Consider the following 15,334-nt stretch of genomic DNA (forward strand, 5'->3'; position numbering starts at 1 on the left):
TACGACATGATGACTATATTTCCCGCAATAACGGAAAGAAGCCACTGCATTCGGTAGGCTTTCGGTTACAAAAAAATTAAGTTTTCTTACGCTTTGTACAAATATAGACAAGTTCTCACGGATTTTGCGGGAGGTGTCACACTTCTTCAGGCATCGCCGTGACATCAATCCGTTATGCAGACAGTTTCCGAAAGCGCTGGCGGCCGGTCTTCCGACCCGCCGGCTTCCGCCCGCTTGACCGACACTATATAAGGAACGGAAGAGGCTTTGATATAGTCCAGATTACCGGAGCCATCATCCGTTTTAACTATTGTTCGCGCCGGCCAACAAGAAACCTGCAATTGCATAACCCGCCCCAGGTCGGCGATCTGGCTTGCTCCGTTTTCATCTGTGATCGCCCCGCATAAGGTCGTCGAATCAACTAAAGCCTTACCTTCTAACGACAGATCCTGTCCTGGCTCCCCACACCAGACCACGCCAGTTTTTTGATTCCCTCGACAGGCGTCGCCGCCTTGCCCTGGCTCCATGAACAGCAGTTCACGATCACTGCATTGGGTGCGAAGCGTAACAGGAGTGACAGCGGTCACCTCGCCACTCACGCTCTCCGTCGTCCGCCAGGAAATGAGAAACTCCCGTTCCTCTCCTGCAGAATTCTCGGCGACGAAACGACCGTAATGGGAATATTCCGTGGCGCAGCCGCCGAGCGCACTTAATAAAGGAAGGAGCAACAGTATGCGCTTAGTATGGAGGCGAATGGTCATGACTTTCTCCTGTGTGGTTCAGGCTGTTGTTGTTATTCTTGCTTCGATTTCTTCTAACTCTTCTTTATTTGCCTTGCTTACAGGTCTTCCGTCAGCTTTTTTAAAAGCGGATGGGTTGCTTTAGGTCAGGTCAACACTGTTTTCGTCAATGCGCCTTAGCGTCTTCACACCCAATAATATAAGGACATAATCGTTGTTAAGCGCTTGTTCTTGCACGCAAAGCAGTTCGATTTTCCACACCTGCGAGGAGATTTCAAATAGCGGGTCCGATTTATGCGGGCTTGACACTGTTACAAAATTACTGAGAATTATTTTCATTATATTTACTTTTATTTGTTGGGAACTCTTTTCATGCAAAAAAAGACCGCCTCGGTTATCAAAACCGCCCTCCTTTCCGCATTCTGTTTGACGCCCCTTGCCGCTCAGGCTGCGGAGGAAGTCAATGTCTATTCCTACCGCCAGGAATTTCTAATCCAGCCTTTACTTGATACGTTCACCAACCAAACCAACATCAAGGTCAATGTCGTATTCGCCAAAGAAGGCGTGGCGGAGAGACTGAAGCGCGAAGGCGCCAACAGCCCCGCGGACCTGGTGTTAAGCACAGACATAGGACAATTGCAGGAACTGACTGACGCCAAGGTGCTGCAGCCAGTAAAATCTGACGTTTTAAACGCCAACATTCCGGAGCAATATCAAGCGCAGGACGACTCCTGGTTTGGTCTCACCGCCCGCGCCCGCGTTATTTACGCATCCAAAGAACGCACCGACGTAAAAAGCATTTCCTATGAAGATCTGGCCAAACCAGAGTGGAAAGGCCGCATATGCACGCGCTCAGGCAAACACCCGTATAACATTGGCCTGATCGCTTCAATGATCGCCCACCACGGCGAAGCCAAAGCGGAAGAGTGGCTACGCAGCGTAAAAGACAACTTGGCCCGCAAGCCCCAAGGTAATGACCGCGCCCAAGTCAAAGCGATTAAAGACGGCATTTGCGATGTTTCCCTGGGCAACAGCTACTACTACGGCTTGATGCTGACGGATGAGAATCAGATCGAATGGGCCCGCGCGGTTAATTTGATTTTCCCCAACCAGGAAAATCGTGGTTCTCACGTGAATATCAGCGGCGTTGGTCTGACCAAAAGCTCCCCCAACAAAGCAAACGCCATCAAGCTGATGGAGTTTTTAACTGAGAAACTGGCCCAGAAGATGTACTCCGAGCAGAACTATGAATACCCGGTCAAACCTGGCGTAGAACCTTCTGGCCTGGTGCTTTCCTGGGGTGAATTCAAGCGTGATGAGCTACCTTTGTACAAAATCGGCGAACTGCGCGAGAAAGCCGTGAAGATGGTGGACAGAGTCGACTTCGACGGCTGATCGCACACAACGACCGCCCAATAACAAGCCGAAGCCTGTGCGCTTCGGCTTTGGCGGTTATAAATTCGGGAACTGACGGTAAGGTCACCCATTAATGGAAGCAGTATCAGCCCCGGTTATACGGGAGCTTTCCAAACACGCGACGACGGGCTCTCCAGACGCCCGCCGCTGGCGTTTTTTCAGCGCGATTGTCGCCTTGATCGCCGTCATCCCTCTGCTCGCCGTCATTTATGTGGCGTTTTTCCCTACAGAGAATATTTGGCCACACCTGTGGAGCACAGTGCTGCCGCGCTATCTGGAAGCCACGTTCTTCCTGATGCTTGGCGTGGGCTTATTGGCCACTTTCTTTGGCGTGACCTCCGCCTGGCTGGTGGCGTTCTATCGTTTTCCTGGACGTAAACTGTTTTCCTGGGCGCTGCTACTTCCCTTTGCAGTGCCCGCCTATGTCATCGCCTACGTTTATACCGACCTGCTGGAATACTCCGGTCCAGTACAGGCGCTGTTGCGGGAGTGGTTCGGCTGGCGCACGCCGCGGGACTACTGGTTCCCTCAGATTCGCAGTCTGGGCGGCGCCATCATCATGTTCTCCCTGGTTCTGTATCCCTATATCTATCTGACCTGTCGGGCCGCCTTGATGGAGCAGTCAGACAGTTTATTGATGGCCAGCCGCTCCCTTGGAGCCGGGGCCTTGCGCACCTTTTATCGCATTGTGCTGCCGATTATTCGTCCTGCTCTCGCAGTAGGACTGGCGCTGGTGCTGATGGAGACTCTCAACGACTTTGGCACCGTCAGCTTTTTCGCCGTCCAGACGTTAACAGCCGGGCTTTACGATACCTGGCTGAACCTTGGCAATGTGGGCGGAGCGGCGCAAATCGCCGCGTTGATGGTGGGCATCGCCCTGGCCTTGCTCTATCTGGAGCGCGCCTCAAGGCACAAGTCCAAGAGTTATCAAAGCGGCGGCCGCACACGCCCGCTGACGCCAACGCAACTCACCGGCAAGTCTGGGTACATCGCCTCCGCATTCTGCTTCTTATTGGTATTTTTCGGCTTCCTGGTTCCTGCTTCCGTGCTTGGGTACTATTCCATCGAATATTTTGACGTCACCTGGAATTCGGAGTTCTTCCGTCTGGCGATGAACTCGTTGCAACTGGCGACTATCGCCGCCGCGCTCTTAGTCATTGTCGGCGCTTTGCTGGCCTACTCCCAACGTATCGCTCCCAGCGCCCTCAATAAATCCATGGCGCGTCTGGCCTCGGTCGGCTACGCCATGCCCGGCGCAGTGCTGGCCATTGGCGTCATTGTGCCTTTGGGCGCATTGGATAATGGCATCGACGGCGTCGCCCGCGACTATTTCAACACCAGCACAGGCCTGATATTCAGCGGCACCATCGCCGCCATCATTTACGCTTATTCCGCACGCTTTCTGGCGATCTCCCTCGGTTCCGCCGAAAGCGGACTGGGCCGCATAACTCCTTCTATGGATCAAGCCGCCCGCACGTTGGGGCACAGCTCTTTATCCATTCTCACCAAGGTGCATTTGCCTTTGCTCAGTCGCAGCATGCTGACGGCGGCGATTATCGTGTTTGTGGATGTGCTGAAAGAGCTGCCCGCCACACTGATTCTGCGCCCGTTCAACTTTGAGACACTGGCGACGTATCTGTATCAGTATGCGTCGGATGAACTGCTGGAACACAGCGCGCTGGCCGCCATGTTTATCGTGGCGACGGGGATTATTCCCGTCATTTTGCTGAATCGGGCCAGTACAGCGAAACAATATTGAAGTAAGGCGCTACGCCTAGTCGGGGGAGCGGCCAGGAGACCAAACTCCCCTGGCTCCAGACGATCGCTTACTGCCAGATAACCGGAGCTTTGGCGCTATACCATTGCTCAAGATGCGGCTTGTAAGCCTCTTCGATGACATTTCGCTTCAGCTTCATGGTGGGCGTCAGGAAATTGTTCTCGATGGTCCATTGTTCAGACACTACCGCAAGGAACTGCAAACGCTCATGAGGATCAACAGTGGCGTTGATGTCCTGCAGCAGGTTTTGCAAGCTCTTCTCCAGAGTCTGACGGAAATCCGGATTCGTTCGCTTCGGATAGGCGTCGTCAGACAGCATTACCAGACAGTGAGGCTGCGGATAGTCGGAACCGGCCACGCAAACCATCTCAATCTGCGGATGACTGATGATGCGGTTTTCAAGCGGCGCGGGCGCCACATACTTGCCCTTGCTGGTCTTAAACAGTTCCTTTTTACGCCCAGTCAACTTGAGACGACCCAGCTCGTCCACTTCGCCGAGATCGCCGGTGCGCAAAAAGCCGTCTTCGGTAAGCGCCTCCGTGGTTTTATCCGGCTCCTTGTAATACCCCATCATGGTGGCGGGACTTTTCACCAGGACTTCCCCGTCAGAACCCACGCGCACATCCACGCCAGGCAACGCCTCGCCGACAAAACCCACTTTGGTTCGTCCCGGTTTGGTCATATGGGAATAGGCGAAGTTTTCCGACATGCCGTAGCCTTCCAGCAGCTCCAGCCCCAACCGGCGATACCAGCTGAGAATATCCTGGGACAGCGGCGCGGAGCCGCTGCCGGCGAATCTCACATACTCCAGCCCCAGACCTTTCAACACTTTCTTTCTGATCAGATGCGACACGCCGGGGATCTTCAACAGAAGATTCAGTTTTTCTTCCGGCATCTTGCTCAAAACCCCCGCCTGGAACTTGGTCCAGATACGCGGCACCGCCAAAAATAAAGTGGGCTTGGCCGCTTTCAAGTCGCGCACGAAGGTGTCCAGGGACTCGGCGAAGAACACGTGAAAGCCGGTGTACAGAGCGCCCATTTCCACCACAAAGCGTTCAAACACATGTGACAGCGGCAGGTATGAGAGCATCCGCTCATGAGAGCCGACATCCAGAAAGTTCACGACGCCATCCGCCGCGAACGCCAGGTTATTGAAGGACAGCATCACGCCTTTAGGCATGCCCGTCGAGCCGGAGGTGTAGACAATAGTGGCCAGCTCTTCGTGATTCCGGGGCGGGCTTTCCTCCAGGGGATGCGTCTTGGCGACGATATCGTCCCAGGTGGGGAAGTCGTTGGGGGGACTCAATGGATAGGAAATACAGTGAATATCATCCGGCACGCCGGCTTTCATGGTGTCCCAGTCATCCAGTTTGCCGACGAACAGCACCTTGGCCTCGCTGTGCTCCAGAATCTGCCGAACGCTGTCCGCGCTCAATGTCGGATATAAAGGAACCGATACATAGCCCGCCATCCAAATGGCCAGATCGCTCATGATCCAGTGGGCGCAGTTTTTCGAGAGGATGGCCACCTTGGCGTCTTGCGGCAGACCCAGCGAACGCAGGTACGCCGCCATGCGTCGCGCTTCCTGCGCAGTCCGTTGAAAGGTGTAATCGACGGAAAGGTTATCGCCCATCGGCTGAGTCATAAAAACATCGCCGGGACGGCTTTTTTCCCAGTGGTAAAGACGTTGCAATGGGGTGGGAATATGCGTGTGCAGCTCCATAGTGTGTCCTTGCCTTCTTTTATTAGTATTGTTGGTTACTTATAAACTATTGATTATTAGACTTATTCATTGTACGGACAACTATCTTTGCGAACAGAGTATTCGTTGCGGATAGCGTCTTGGCTCTTCCGGCCCTTAATTCGATCAGCCGCAGTATGTGGCGGGTCCCTGACCAGAGTTAGTGTATCCCCTGCCTGCTTGTGAATCTGGGCTTGATTCGCAAAATATCCTAGTCCGATTGACGCAGCAAGCGCTGACTTTGCCCTCTCCAGCTTTTGAAAACTCTGTAAAACTTGTCCGCAAACGCCGTGAATCGTGGACCTGCCCCGCCAAGCGGCTATAATAACCCGCCAATACTGCATATATTGACATGTGCTCGTCGGAAGCGTGCGAGGCCGTTCCAATCACACCGCCACAGCCCCGGGTCGCCAGTCCTTTGTCGCAATATGGACAGCAGACTGACCACCGGACGCCGACAGTGAAAAGAAGGTTGAAGCGCGCGTTTTCTGAGGAGAATCCATTAAGAAGATAGGTCGAAGGCGTCCATCGCCAGGATCTTTACAACAGGAAAATAATAATGTCTTCTTACCGCTGCCGAAAATGCAAAAATGGAATTCTTATTGCCGCCGTGCAAGGGCACAACGAGACGGAACTTACAGAAACATATGAGTGCGACGCCTGCGGACATGTCGCAGTGATACCGTCGCGAATGATTATCTGCAGTCAGATGGTGACAAGCTTTATCGGCGGCCTGATTACCGCCTACCTGTTCATAGAACAGCTGTCGATATTCGTCACCGTCGTGCAATTTAATATAGAACGGAATCTCACCCAGAATATTGTGTTGCTGGTCGTCTCTCTGCTGTTTCTGGCGGGCTTCGGCTACACCCTCTATACGGGCATGCAGGGACTGGCGAAAAGGAAGTTTTATCTCAAAGCGCCGCAACGAGATAAACGGGTCCGCGCGTCATAGCGAGGGTTGACGCGGATTTCCGGTTTTAGAAAACTCCCCTGCCGACTATAATCCGGCTCCCGGCGCACAGGAGTCAGGCGGGCAAAAACCATAACTCATAAAGAGAGATCGTGTATGTCGAAGAAATTGTTGGTGGGCTTGTTGTCCTTGTTACCCTTCATGAGTCCGACGGCTCTGGCTGCTGACGAGAAATTCGTTGCCATCACCCAGATTGTTGAGCACCCCGCTTTGGACGCCTGCCGTAAGGGCGTACAGGACGAGCTCGCCGAGAGAGGTTTCAAAGTCGGCGAGAACCTGAAGTGGATGTACGAAAGCGCTCAGGGCAACCCGACTACCGCCAACCAGATCGCCAAGAAATTCGCGGGTGAAGAGCCTGACGTAATCGTCGCCATCGCCACGCCTTCCGCGATCACCGCCGCAGCGGCCGCACGCAACACGCCAGTCGTTTTCTCCGCCGTTACCGATCCTCTGGGAGCAAAACTGGTCAAGACTCTGGAAAAGCCTGGCGGCAAAGTCACTGGCACCATGGACATGCTTCCCATCGACAAGCACCTGCAACTGGTTAAGCGCATCGTTCCTGATGTGAAAACCATTGGCACGATCTACAACCCCGGCGAAGCCAACTCCGTCTCGCTGGTGGAAAGACTGAAAGCAGAAAGCGCAAGCGCTGGCCTGGTGCTGCGTGAAGCCGCCGTCACCAAGAGTTCAGAGATTCTGAACGCCGCGCGCTCACTGGTAGGAAAAGTCGACGCTATCTACCTGCTGACTGACAACACCGTCATTTCCGGCGTGGAAGCAGTCATCAAAGTCGGCGAGCAGAACAAGCTGCCGGTCATCGCCGCCGACACAGACACCGTCACCCGCGGCGCCATCGCCGCCTATGGTTTCAACTACTATGACGTAGGCAGACAGACCGGCGGTATCGTAGCGGATATTCTTGAAGGTAAAGCCCCTGGCGATATCGACGTACAAGGCGTTGAAAAGCTGGAGCTTTACCTGAACCCCGGCGCCGCTGAGCGCATGGGCGTCAAACTGGATTCCAAATTGTCTGAAGAAGCCAAGGAAATCGTAGGCGGCTGATCCCGCTCTCTCCAGGGCCTCAAGGAGAGGCCCTCTCCCATCATTGCAGTTGTTCCCGGAGGTACTTTTGTCCCAAATCGCTTTTCTTGGCGCTATTGAAGTCGGCCTTGTATTCGCCCTCGTCGCCTTCGGCGTGTTTCTGTCTTTCCGCATCCTGGACTTCCCCGACCTCACCGTCGACGGCAGCTTTCCTTTAGGCGGAGCGGTGTGCGCCACCCTGATTACGTTCGGCTGGAATCCCTGGCTGGCCACGCTTGCGGCGATTACTGCAGGCGCAATGGCGGGCGGCGTCACCGCCTGGTTGAACGTAAGGCTCAAGATTCTGCATTTGCTGGCCTCCATACTGACCATGATGGCGTTGTACTCCATTAATTTGCGCATCATGGGCAAGCCCAATGTCGCGTTGTTGGGCGAGCCTACTGTCCTCAGCGTATTTGATACCCTGGGCGTTAAGTATTACTACGCCGCCCCTATCGGCTTTGCTGTCGTAGTCATCGCCGTCGCCGGTTTTCTGTTGTTCTTCCTGAAGTCGGAACTGGGTCTGGCTATGCGCGCGGCAGGCGCCAATCCACATATGGCGAAGGCGCAAGGGATCAATACTGGTTTCATGATTATGGTGGGCATGGCGCTGTCCAACGGGTTGGTGGCGCTGGCTGGGGCGCTGTTCGCGCAATCCACCGGCAACGCGGACATCACCATGGGCGTCGGCGTTATCCTGGTTGGTTTGGCGTCGGTCATTGGCGGCGAAGCGCTTTTAACGCCTCGCACTATATTGCTGGCGCTGCTGGGCTGCATACTTGGCTCCATACTTTATCGTCTGGCCGTGGCGACCGCCCTTAACACCGACTTTCTGGGTCTGCAGGCGCAGGACCTCAACCTGATCACCGCCGCGCTGGTGGCCATGGCGATTGTTCTGCCTACCGCCAAACGCGCTGTATTCAAACCTGCAGGGAGGCCTTAAGCATGATCCAGGTATCCGATCTTCACGTCTGCTTTGGCCGCGGCACGCCGCTGGAAGTCTACGCGTTGCGGGGCGTCGACCTGACCATCCCGCAAGGGCAGTTCGTCACTGTTATCGGCAGCAACGGCGCAGGCAAAAGCACCCTGCTCAACGCCATCGCCGGTGAAATACAGCCGGAGTCCGGCAAAATCGTCATTGGCCATCAGGACGTCACTCAGGCGCCTACTCACAAACGCGCCAAAAATGTCGCCCGTGTATTCCAGGACCCCAAGCGGGGCACCTGTGAAACCCTCACTCTGGAAGAAAATCTGGCGTTGGCATTGGCGCGGGGCAAACGTCGCGGTTTGCGCCCGGCGATCAAGTCCGTCGACAACAAGCGCTTCAAAGAGCTGGTCGCCCGTCTGGGGTTGGGTCTGGAAGATCGTTTGGGTGATCAGATCGGTCTGCTGTCCGGCGGACAGCGCCAGGCGATGAGTCTGTTGATGGCTACTCTGCAACCCATTGAGATTCTGTTGCTGGACGAACACACCGCCGCTCTCGACCCCAAGACCGCCGCCTTCGTTCTGGAGCTGACGGCGGAAATCGTCGAGCGGGAAAAATTGACGGTTCTGATGGTGACTCACAGCATGCAGCAGGCGCTGGACTATGGCGACCGCACGCTGATGCTGCACGAAGGCAAAATTATCTTTGATATTGAAGGCGAACAGCGTCAGTCCACCACCATTCCGGACCTGCTGAAACTGTTTGAGACCAAAAGCGGGCAAGGGTTGGCCGACGACTCTCTGCTTCTGGGCTAGCTTCCAGCGCAATCTTAACGGCCACCCTATTCAGGCCGTTAACCCGGCGCGGCGGGAAAAACTTTGTAAATTACATTGAGCAATCCTCGCCGCGTTATCTATAGTTAGGATATAAAGCATAAACACCTGTCAAAACAGGCAACGGGCGATCGATCATCATTTACGGGTCATTTGCGCGGTAGTCCTTTAAATGCAAATTCAACAATTCATCCGGAAAAACGGTCAGTGGATGACGCCCCTCCCCGACCAGCCGGACCATGACACGGTTTTGCTGCTTTGCTTCGGTCGGCAGTCCCTCCTGTTTTCCAGTGGCGTCGACTCCGCATTACGAAAAAGTTTCCCCCAGGCCCGATTAGTCGGTTGCTCTACCGCCGGAGAGATAATGGGAACCAAAGTGCTGGAGAATACCCTGACCGTCACGGCGCTCAGCTTCTCCCGCGCAACCATCGCCGTCGTTTCCAGCCCTGTTCAAGACGATTCAGATAGCCGCGCTGTCGGACGCAACGTGGCGCAACAGTTGCCGCCGGAAGGGCTGCGCCATGTGCTATTGCTGTCGGACGGTTTGAAGGTCAACGGTTCCGAACTGGTGCAAGGCGCGCAGGAAGCCCTGCCTCATAGAGTTAAAATTACAGGCGGGCTCGCAGGCGATTATCAGGATTTCACTGATACGTCCGTCTGGGTCGACGCGCCAACGCATGAAGGGCTGGTGGCGGCGATCGGCTTTTATGGCGACTCGTTGCGCATCGGTTACGGCTCCATGGGGGGCTGGGACGCCTTCGGCCCTGACTGGCGCATCAGCAAATCCGAGCGCAACATACTGTTTGAATTGGATAAACATAGTGCGCTTTCTCTTTATAAAGATTATCTGGGCGATTACGCTAATGGGCTACCAGCTACCGCACTGCTGTTTCCCCTACTGGTCAAGCTCGCCGATAATCACTATGTTGTGAGAACGATTCTCGGCATCAATGAGTCGGAGCAATCCATGACCTTCGCCGGCGATATGCCTCAAGGCGCCGCCGCCCGATTTATGAAGGCCAATTTCGAACGACTCGTTGAGGGCGCCGCCTCAGCTGCGGAGCAAAGTCGCTTTTCCGGCGGACGGCAACCGCAACTGGCGTTACTGGTCAGCTGCGTCGGCCGCAAAATGGTGCTGAAACAGCGTACGGAAGAAGAAGTGGAAAGCGTTCGCGAGGTGCTCGGCGCCGACACCGCCATAAGCGGTTTCTATTCTTATGGCGAAATCAGTCCGGTAATCAATGGGGTTGGCTGCTCCCTGCATAACCAGACAATGACGATTACAACAATCAGCGAAGACTAAGAATGCAACATCAACCAAGCTTAATGACTCCCTATGCATAGGCTGTTAGAGCGTCAGTTGAAAAAACTTTTACCCGCCGATCTGCCACCGGAGCGGCTTCGCGCGCTTCTGGACGCAATTGACGCGGCTTACCTCCAGGCTGATGAAGAGCGCAGCATGCTTGAACGCGCCCTGGAGTTGTCTTCGCAAGAACTCACCAAACGCAATCAGGAACTGAAGCAGCAATTACAGGAAATCTCCACCACCAAACAGGAGCTGGAGAATTCGGTTTCCCTGCTTAACGCCACCCTCAACTCCACCTGTGACGGCATCATTGTGTTCGATCAGGACAATCGGGTGATCGCCTGCAATAACGTATTTCTGAAAATGTTCGACATGCAGCAGGAGGTGGCGGAAAACATCAACAAACACCACATCCGTCCCTATTTGCGGGAAAAAGTGAAGAACCTGGATGAGCTGACCCGTCTTTGGGAGTTCAATAAACGCTTCAACCAGCGCTCCAGTTACTGTTTGCTGGAAATGAAAGACGGCCGTTTCATCGACTGCTACACCAACCCGCGTATTCATGAGGGCAAAGTGCTTGGTCGGGTGTGGAGTCTGAGCGACATTACCGAGCTCAAGCGCAGCGAACAGCAGGCGCTGTTTCACTCCTATCACGACAGCCTGACCGGCCTGCCCAATCGCACCTTGTTCCACGAACGCCTCACTCATGCGATTGAGCGACGCGGCGGTCAGCAGCGGGATCTGGCGGTCATGTTTCTGGATCTCGACGGCTTCAAGGACATCAACGACTCCACTGGCTTGGAAACCGGCGACCAGTTGCTCCAAATGGCCGCACAGCGCATCAAGGAGACCCTGCCGCCAGAGACGACGGTCGCCCGCTACGGCGGCGACGAGTTCATCGTCCTGCTGGAAAACATCAAGACATCCTTTGAGGCGACCCTGATATCCGAACGCCTGCGTACCGCCATCGACCGCCCTTTTACGGTCGGCGAACAGACTTTCCATCTCACCTGCTCGATCGGCATCGCCCTCTACCCGACCGACAGTCGCGACGCTGACGCTTTGATCCGAAAAGCGGACATGGCTATGAATCACGCCAAGAGCCGTGGCCGCAACAACTGCCAGTTCTTCGCTGACGAATTCGAAATACTCACCTCCCATCGCTTGAGGATTCGCAACAATCTCAAATCGGCGCTGGAAAAGAATGAGTTCGATTTGCTGTACCAGCCGAAAATCGCTCTGCACAGCAATATGATTATCGGCGTTGAAGCATTGATACGCTGGCGTCGTCCTAGCGGCGAAGTGGTTTCTCCGGCGGAGTTTATTCCTGCGGCGGAGGAAAACGGTCTGATTATCGATATCGGCAACTGGGTCACCGAGGAAGCCTGCAAACAATTGCAGCGTTGGGGACGGGAAAATCACCATGACTTCTCGGTCGCCATCAATATCTCCCCGTTCCACTTTCAGCACGCGGATGTCCTGAGCACCATCACTCAGGCTTTGCGACGTTATTCCGTGCGGCCCGAACTGCTGGAAATCGAGCTGACGGAAAGCGCCTTGATGGAGGACATCGAACACACCATCGCAATACTGGGAGAGCTGCGCAAGCTGGGCATCAGTTGTTCTGTGGATGATTTTGGCGCCGGTTATTCCTCTTTGAATTACCTCAAGCGGCTGCCGGTGGACACCCTGAAAATCGACAAGATGTTCATCGACGACATCACCAAGTCACAACGGGATCTGGCGCTGGTCGACACCATGATCAACCTCGCCCACCATTTAGATATGCTAGTCGTGGCGGAAGGCGTAGAAACAGAAGAGACTGTCCATCTGCTTAAGGAGAAACACTGCGACTTGGCCCAAGGCTACTATTTCAGCCGTCCGGTCAGCGGCAAGATGATCAGTGAAATGCTGACCACCCGTTTGCAGGATCGCGCCTGACCGCCGCCACTCATTTAGGCTCCTTCTCTACATTCCCATTCTTTGACAGATCCGCTCTCTGTTAGAGTTCTTCCGGTCTGCCGCTGCGAAATGCGGATAAGGTGTAGGCCTCCTCCAGTTCATCCGCCGTCGCCACGCCACTGCTCATGAACAGCACAACTGTCTTACTGCGAAGCTTCTGCCTGAGCAGGTAAGCCGCCATGATGGGCGCGCCGCCCGCCGCATCCACCATTTGCCGGGTATGATGCGCCGCCAGCGCCACGCCCTCGTACAACCGGTGTTCCGGCAGTAGAACAAAATCCGTTAGCGCTTCCGTATACAGGCTGAATGGTGTTTCAAAGGCTTTACTCATGCCCAGCTCTTGTGAAAACGTACGGCTCTCCTGACGTTGCAGTGCGCCGGTTTTCCATGACAAGTAAGCGGCCGGCGCCGACTCAGCCTGCACGCCAATGACTTTCAACTTGGGATTAAGGACGCTCGACGCCGCCAGGGTGGAAGCAATGCATCCGCCCATCCCCACGGAGCCAATCGCCACGTCCGCTTCAGGCAATTCTTCAATCACCTCCAGAGCGGCGGTGGCGCAACCATGAATAAACTGCATTTCGTTGGCGGGATGCACAAAGTAGTAATCGCCATTTTCCTCCATACGACGCGCAATGCGTAACGACTCAGGAAAGTCGATTCCATTCGCGCGAACTTCCGCCCCTTGGTCCTGTATCGTTTGAATCAAAGACAGCGGGCTTTTTTCCGGTACTACCACCAGCGCGCACATATTAAACAAGCGGGCGGCGCACGCCAGCGCCAATCCCGAAGCCCCGTTGGCGGCGGTGACGATGCGGGTGACGCCATTGCGCCGCAATTCCCACGCAAGATTGACCGCGCCGCGTATTTTTTGGCTGGCGGTGGGGTTATGATTCTCGTGTTTGATGTAGATATCCGCGCCTATCAGTCTGGAGAGGCTCTCATAGCGTAACAATTGAGTAGGCTTGAGATTACGCGAAACCGTTTGACGGGCTTTGAATATGTCGCGAATATCAACGACTTGGTCCTTCATAAGTCAGTCTCAGGCAATGTGGGCGACGGCTAGCATATACGCAGGCGCGTTCAGGCGCTGTGACTGCATTCAAAGTAAAGAAATGTAACAAGGAGCAAAAGGACATCCATGCTAATTTCTCCAGCATCCCTGCATTCGCATTTGGGCGACGCCAAATATCGCATAATCGATTGCCGCTTCGCGCTCAACGACCCGGAATACGGACGCCTCGCCTATCAGCAGGATCACATTCCAGGGGCCGTATACGCCGACCTGAACAAGGACTTATCAGCGCCGGTGATTCCAGGTAAAACAGGTCGCCACCCTTTGCCGGAGGTCCACCAGTTTCTGGGCTGGTTACAGCAGTCGGGAATCACCTCGGAAGATATCGTCGTCGCCTACGACGACGGCCCAGGCGCCTACGCATCTCGCTTGTGGTGGTTGTTAAAATGGCTCGGTCACGCAGACGTCCGCATTCTGGACGGAGGCCTGAAAGCCTGGCGCGCAGCAGGTTATGACATGTCCACTGAGCCAGCGACGCCCAAGCAGGTTGACGCTTACGAAGCGACGCCCGACGAGCGCCTGCTGGTGACAGCGGAGGAGTTGCACAGCAAGCTGAACGACGCGTCGGTCAATATTCTGGACGCCCGCGCCGCGCCGCGATTCGCAGGAGAGATGGAGCCGATAGATCCCGTCGCCGGACACATCCCCAACGCGATCTGCGCCCCCTTTGAAGAAAACCTGACCCCCGAAGGCGTATTCAAACCGGAAGAAGAATTACGCCGTCGCTTCGCCAACTATTACGCTCACGGCAAAGCCTGGGAAGTCATTTGCTACTGCGGCTCCGGCGTCACCGCCTGCCACAACATCTTCTCCGCCCACCTGGCGGGCTACCCCATGCCCAAACTCTACCCCGGCTCCTGGAGCGAGTGGATCACCGATCCCAACCACCCCATTGCCGTTGGTAACGAATAGCCTTCAGATATATAAACATCTCACTGGCGTCATTTTATTAGCAATGACGCCTTTGTGACGCTCAATTAATACTGAATTTAAATCAGTTATCGCCCTGCCCCGTTATACATTTTCGCACGCCTTCATAGGAACCTGAGCATTTCATAAAACAGCAATAACCTGACAAGCAAATAAAGGCCTTCTATCTTCCTCAAACAACATGCCCTTCGCCTGCCATGCGACAAAAACTTTAAGTTTACACCGTAAAGATAACTATTTATCACAAATCAGCCACATTACAAAATGTAACTACTGGATTCAAAAAACTATAAACCGGCCTCATCTCCCCAACAAATAACTCATCATTTCGAGAAAAATAGATATAAAATCCACGAAATTAACAACATTTATAGCGCATCGACAGGATTTATAAATTCACTTAAAGGCAACTTTCCTTAAGTACTTAATGCGGTTGATAAAGGATTTTAAAGAGCCGTAAATTACTTCTCTTTCTCACATCAAGTTCTCGCTCACAAATTTATTTTCGAAAACAACACCAATTAATTGAGAATTATTTACATCAGGGATAGGTACAAAAATGTCAATTTCTAATCA

The 15,334-nt window shown here is 54.2% G+C and carries 12 protein-coding genes; 9 read left to right on the forward strand and 3 right to left on the reverse strand.

The features are described from left to right. Window positions 1-164: 164 nt before the first annotated feature. On the reverse strand, window positions 165-761 hold the full coding sequence (locus ACQYWX_RS20625; RefSeq protein WP_431686175.1) for a hypothetical protein: 597 nt from the start codon (window positions 759-761) through the stop codon (window positions 165-167). 351 nt (window positions 762-1,112) lie between these two features. Between ACQYWX_RS20625 and ACQYWX_RS20630 the strand changes: the two genes are divergently transcribed. Further along, window positions 1,113-2,135: a Fe(3+) ABC transporter substrate-binding protein gene (locus ACQYWX_RS20630; protein WP_431686176.1), complete on the forward strand. Its 1,023-nt coding sequence runs from the start codon at window positions 1,113-1,115 to the stop codon at window positions 2,133-2,135. A gap of 94 nt (window positions 2,136-2,229) precedes the next feature. Further along, the gene (locus ACQYWX_RS20635) at window positions 2,230-3,915 is read left to right on the forward strand and encodes an ABC transporter permease (protein ID WP_431686177.1); all 1,686 of its coding nucleotides are present in this window, start codon (window positions 2,230-2,232) and stop codon (window positions 3,913-3,915) included. Between the two features lie 67 nt (window positions 3,916-3,982). On the opposite strand, the gene ACQYWX_RS20640 is transcribed toward ACQYWX_RS20635, so the two are convergent. After that, window positions 3,983-5,656, reverse strand: coding sequence for an AMP-binding protein (locus tag ACQYWX_RS20640; RefSeq protein WP_216737391.1), 1,674 nt, complete (start codon window positions 5,654-5,656; stop codon window positions 3,983-3,985). A 577-nt stretch (window positions 5,657-6,233) separates the two neighbouring features. Between ACQYWX_RS20640 and ACQYWX_RS20645 the strand changes: the two genes are divergently transcribed. The 6 genes from ACQYWX_RS20645 to ACQYWX_RS20670 all read left to right on the forward strand — a co-directional run bounded on the left by ACQYWX_RS20645 (window position 6,234) and on the right by ACQYWX_RS20670 (window position 12,732). Next, entirely contained in the window at window positions 6,234-6,629 is a 396-nt protein-coding gene (locus ACQYWX_RS20645; protein WP_216737390.1) for a hypothetical protein, read from the forward strand. A 114-nt stretch (window positions 6,630-6,743) separates the two neighbouring features. Next, window positions 6,744-7,709, forward strand: a complete 966-nt coding sequence (locus ACQYWX_RS20650) for an ABC transporter substrate-binding protein (protein WP_279508233.1) — start codon at window positions 6,744-6,746, stop codon at window positions 7,707-7,709. Between the two features lie 67 nt (window positions 7,710-7,776). Then, entirely contained in the window at window positions 7,777-8,670 is an 894-nt protein-coding gene (locus ACQYWX_RS20655; protein ID WP_216737388.1) for an ABC transporter permease, read from the forward strand. 2 nt (window positions 8,671-8,672) lie between these two features. Further along, window positions 8,673-9,467, forward strand: coding sequence for an ABC transporter ATP-binding protein (locus ACQYWX_RS20660; protein WP_216737387.1), 795 nt, complete (start codon window positions 8,673-8,675; stop codon window positions 9,465-9,467). A 190-nt stretch (window positions 9,468-9,657) separates the two neighbouring features. After that, window positions 9,658-10,788 carry an FIST signal transduction protein gene (locus tag ACQYWX_RS20665; RefSeq protein ID WP_431686178.1) on the forward strand — a complete coding sequence of 377 codons (1,131 nt, stop codon included), beginning with the start codon at window positions 9,658-9,660 and terminating at the stop codon, window positions 10,786-10,788. Window positions 10,789-10,821: 33 nt separating this feature from the next. Next, the gene (locus ACQYWX_RS20670; protein WP_279508235.1) at window positions 10,822-12,732 is read left to right on the forward strand and encodes a putative bifunctional diguanylate cyclase/phosphodiesterase; all 1,911 of its coding nucleotides are present in this window, start codon (window positions 10,822-10,824) and stop codon (window positions 12,730-12,732) included. Window positions 12,733-12,793: 61 nt separating this feature from the next. Here the strand turns inward: ACQYWX_RS20670 and ACQYWX_RS20675 are convergent, their stop codons facing one another. Continuing rightward, the gene (locus ACQYWX_RS20675; RefSeq protein ID WP_431686179.1) at window positions 12,794-13,786 is read right to left on the reverse strand and encodes a threonine ammonia-lyase; all 993 of its coding nucleotides are present in this window, start codon (window positions 13,784-13,786) and stop codon (window positions 12,794-12,796) included. 108 nt (window positions 13,787-13,894) lie between these two features. Here ACQYWX_RS20675 and ACQYWX_RS20680 point away from each other — a divergent pair, with 108 nt between their 5' ends. Further along, the gene (locus tag ACQYWX_RS20680; RefSeq protein WP_431686180.1) at window positions 13,895-14,740 is read left to right on the forward strand and encodes a sulfurtransferase; all 846 of its coding nucleotides are present in this window, start codon (window positions 13,895-13,897) and stop codon (window positions 14,738-14,740) included. The last annotated feature ends 594 nt before the right edge of the window (window positions 14,741-15,334 follow it).

Origin of the sequence: Hahella sp. NBU794 (assembly GCF_050749805.1) — a bacterium.
GTDB lineage: Bacteria > Pseudomonadota > Gammaproteobacteria > Pseudomonadales > Oleiphilaceae > Hahella.

Bases quoted from the DNA above. Each gene is read 5' to 3' on its own strand.
- ACQYWX_RS20665 (WP_431686178.1), top strand. From the start codon at position 9,658: ATGCAAATTCAACAATTCATCCGGAAAAACGGTCAGTGGATGACGCCC.
- ACQYWX_RS20650 (WP_279508233.1), top strand. From the start codon at position 6,744: ATGTCGAAGAAATTGTTGGTGGGCTTGTTGTCCTTGTTACCCTTCATG.
- ACQYWX_RS20635 (WP_431686177.1), top strand. From the start codon at position 2,230: ATGGAAGCAGTATCAGCCCCGGTTATACGGGAGCTTTCCAAACACGCG.
- ACQYWX_RS20625 (WP_431686175.1), bottom strand. From the start codon at position 761: ATGACCATTCGCCTCCATACTAAGCGCATACTGTTGCTCCTTCCTTTA.
- ACQYWX_RS20640 (WP_216737391.1), bottom strand. From the start codon at position 5,656: ATGGAGCTGCACACGCATATTCCCACCCCATTGCAACGTCTTTACCAC.
- ACQYWX_RS20645 (WP_216737390.1), top strand. From the start codon at position 6,234: ATGTCTTCTTACCGCTGCCGAAAATGCAAAAATGGAATTCTTATTGCC.
- ACQYWX_RS20680 (WP_431686180.1), top strand. From the start codon at position 13,895: ATGCTAATTTCTCCAGCATCCCTGCATTCGCATTTGGGCGACGCCAAA.
- ACQYWX_RS20670 (WP_279508235.1), top strand. From the start codon at position 10,822: ATGCATAGGCTGTTAGAGCGTCAGTTGAAAAAACTTTTACCCGCCGAT.
- ACQYWX_RS20660 (WP_216737387.1), top strand. From the start codon at position 8,673: ATGATCCAGGTATCCGATCTTCACGTCTGCTTTGGCCGCGGCACGCCG.
- ACQYWX_RS20675 (WP_431686179.1), bottom strand. From the start codon at position 13,786: ATGAAGGACCAAGTCGTTGATATTCGCGACATATTCAAAGCCCGTCAA.
- ACQYWX_RS20630 (WP_431686176.1), top strand. From the start codon at position 1,113: ATGCAAAAAAAGACCGCCTCGGTTATCAAAACCGCCCTCCTTTCCGCA.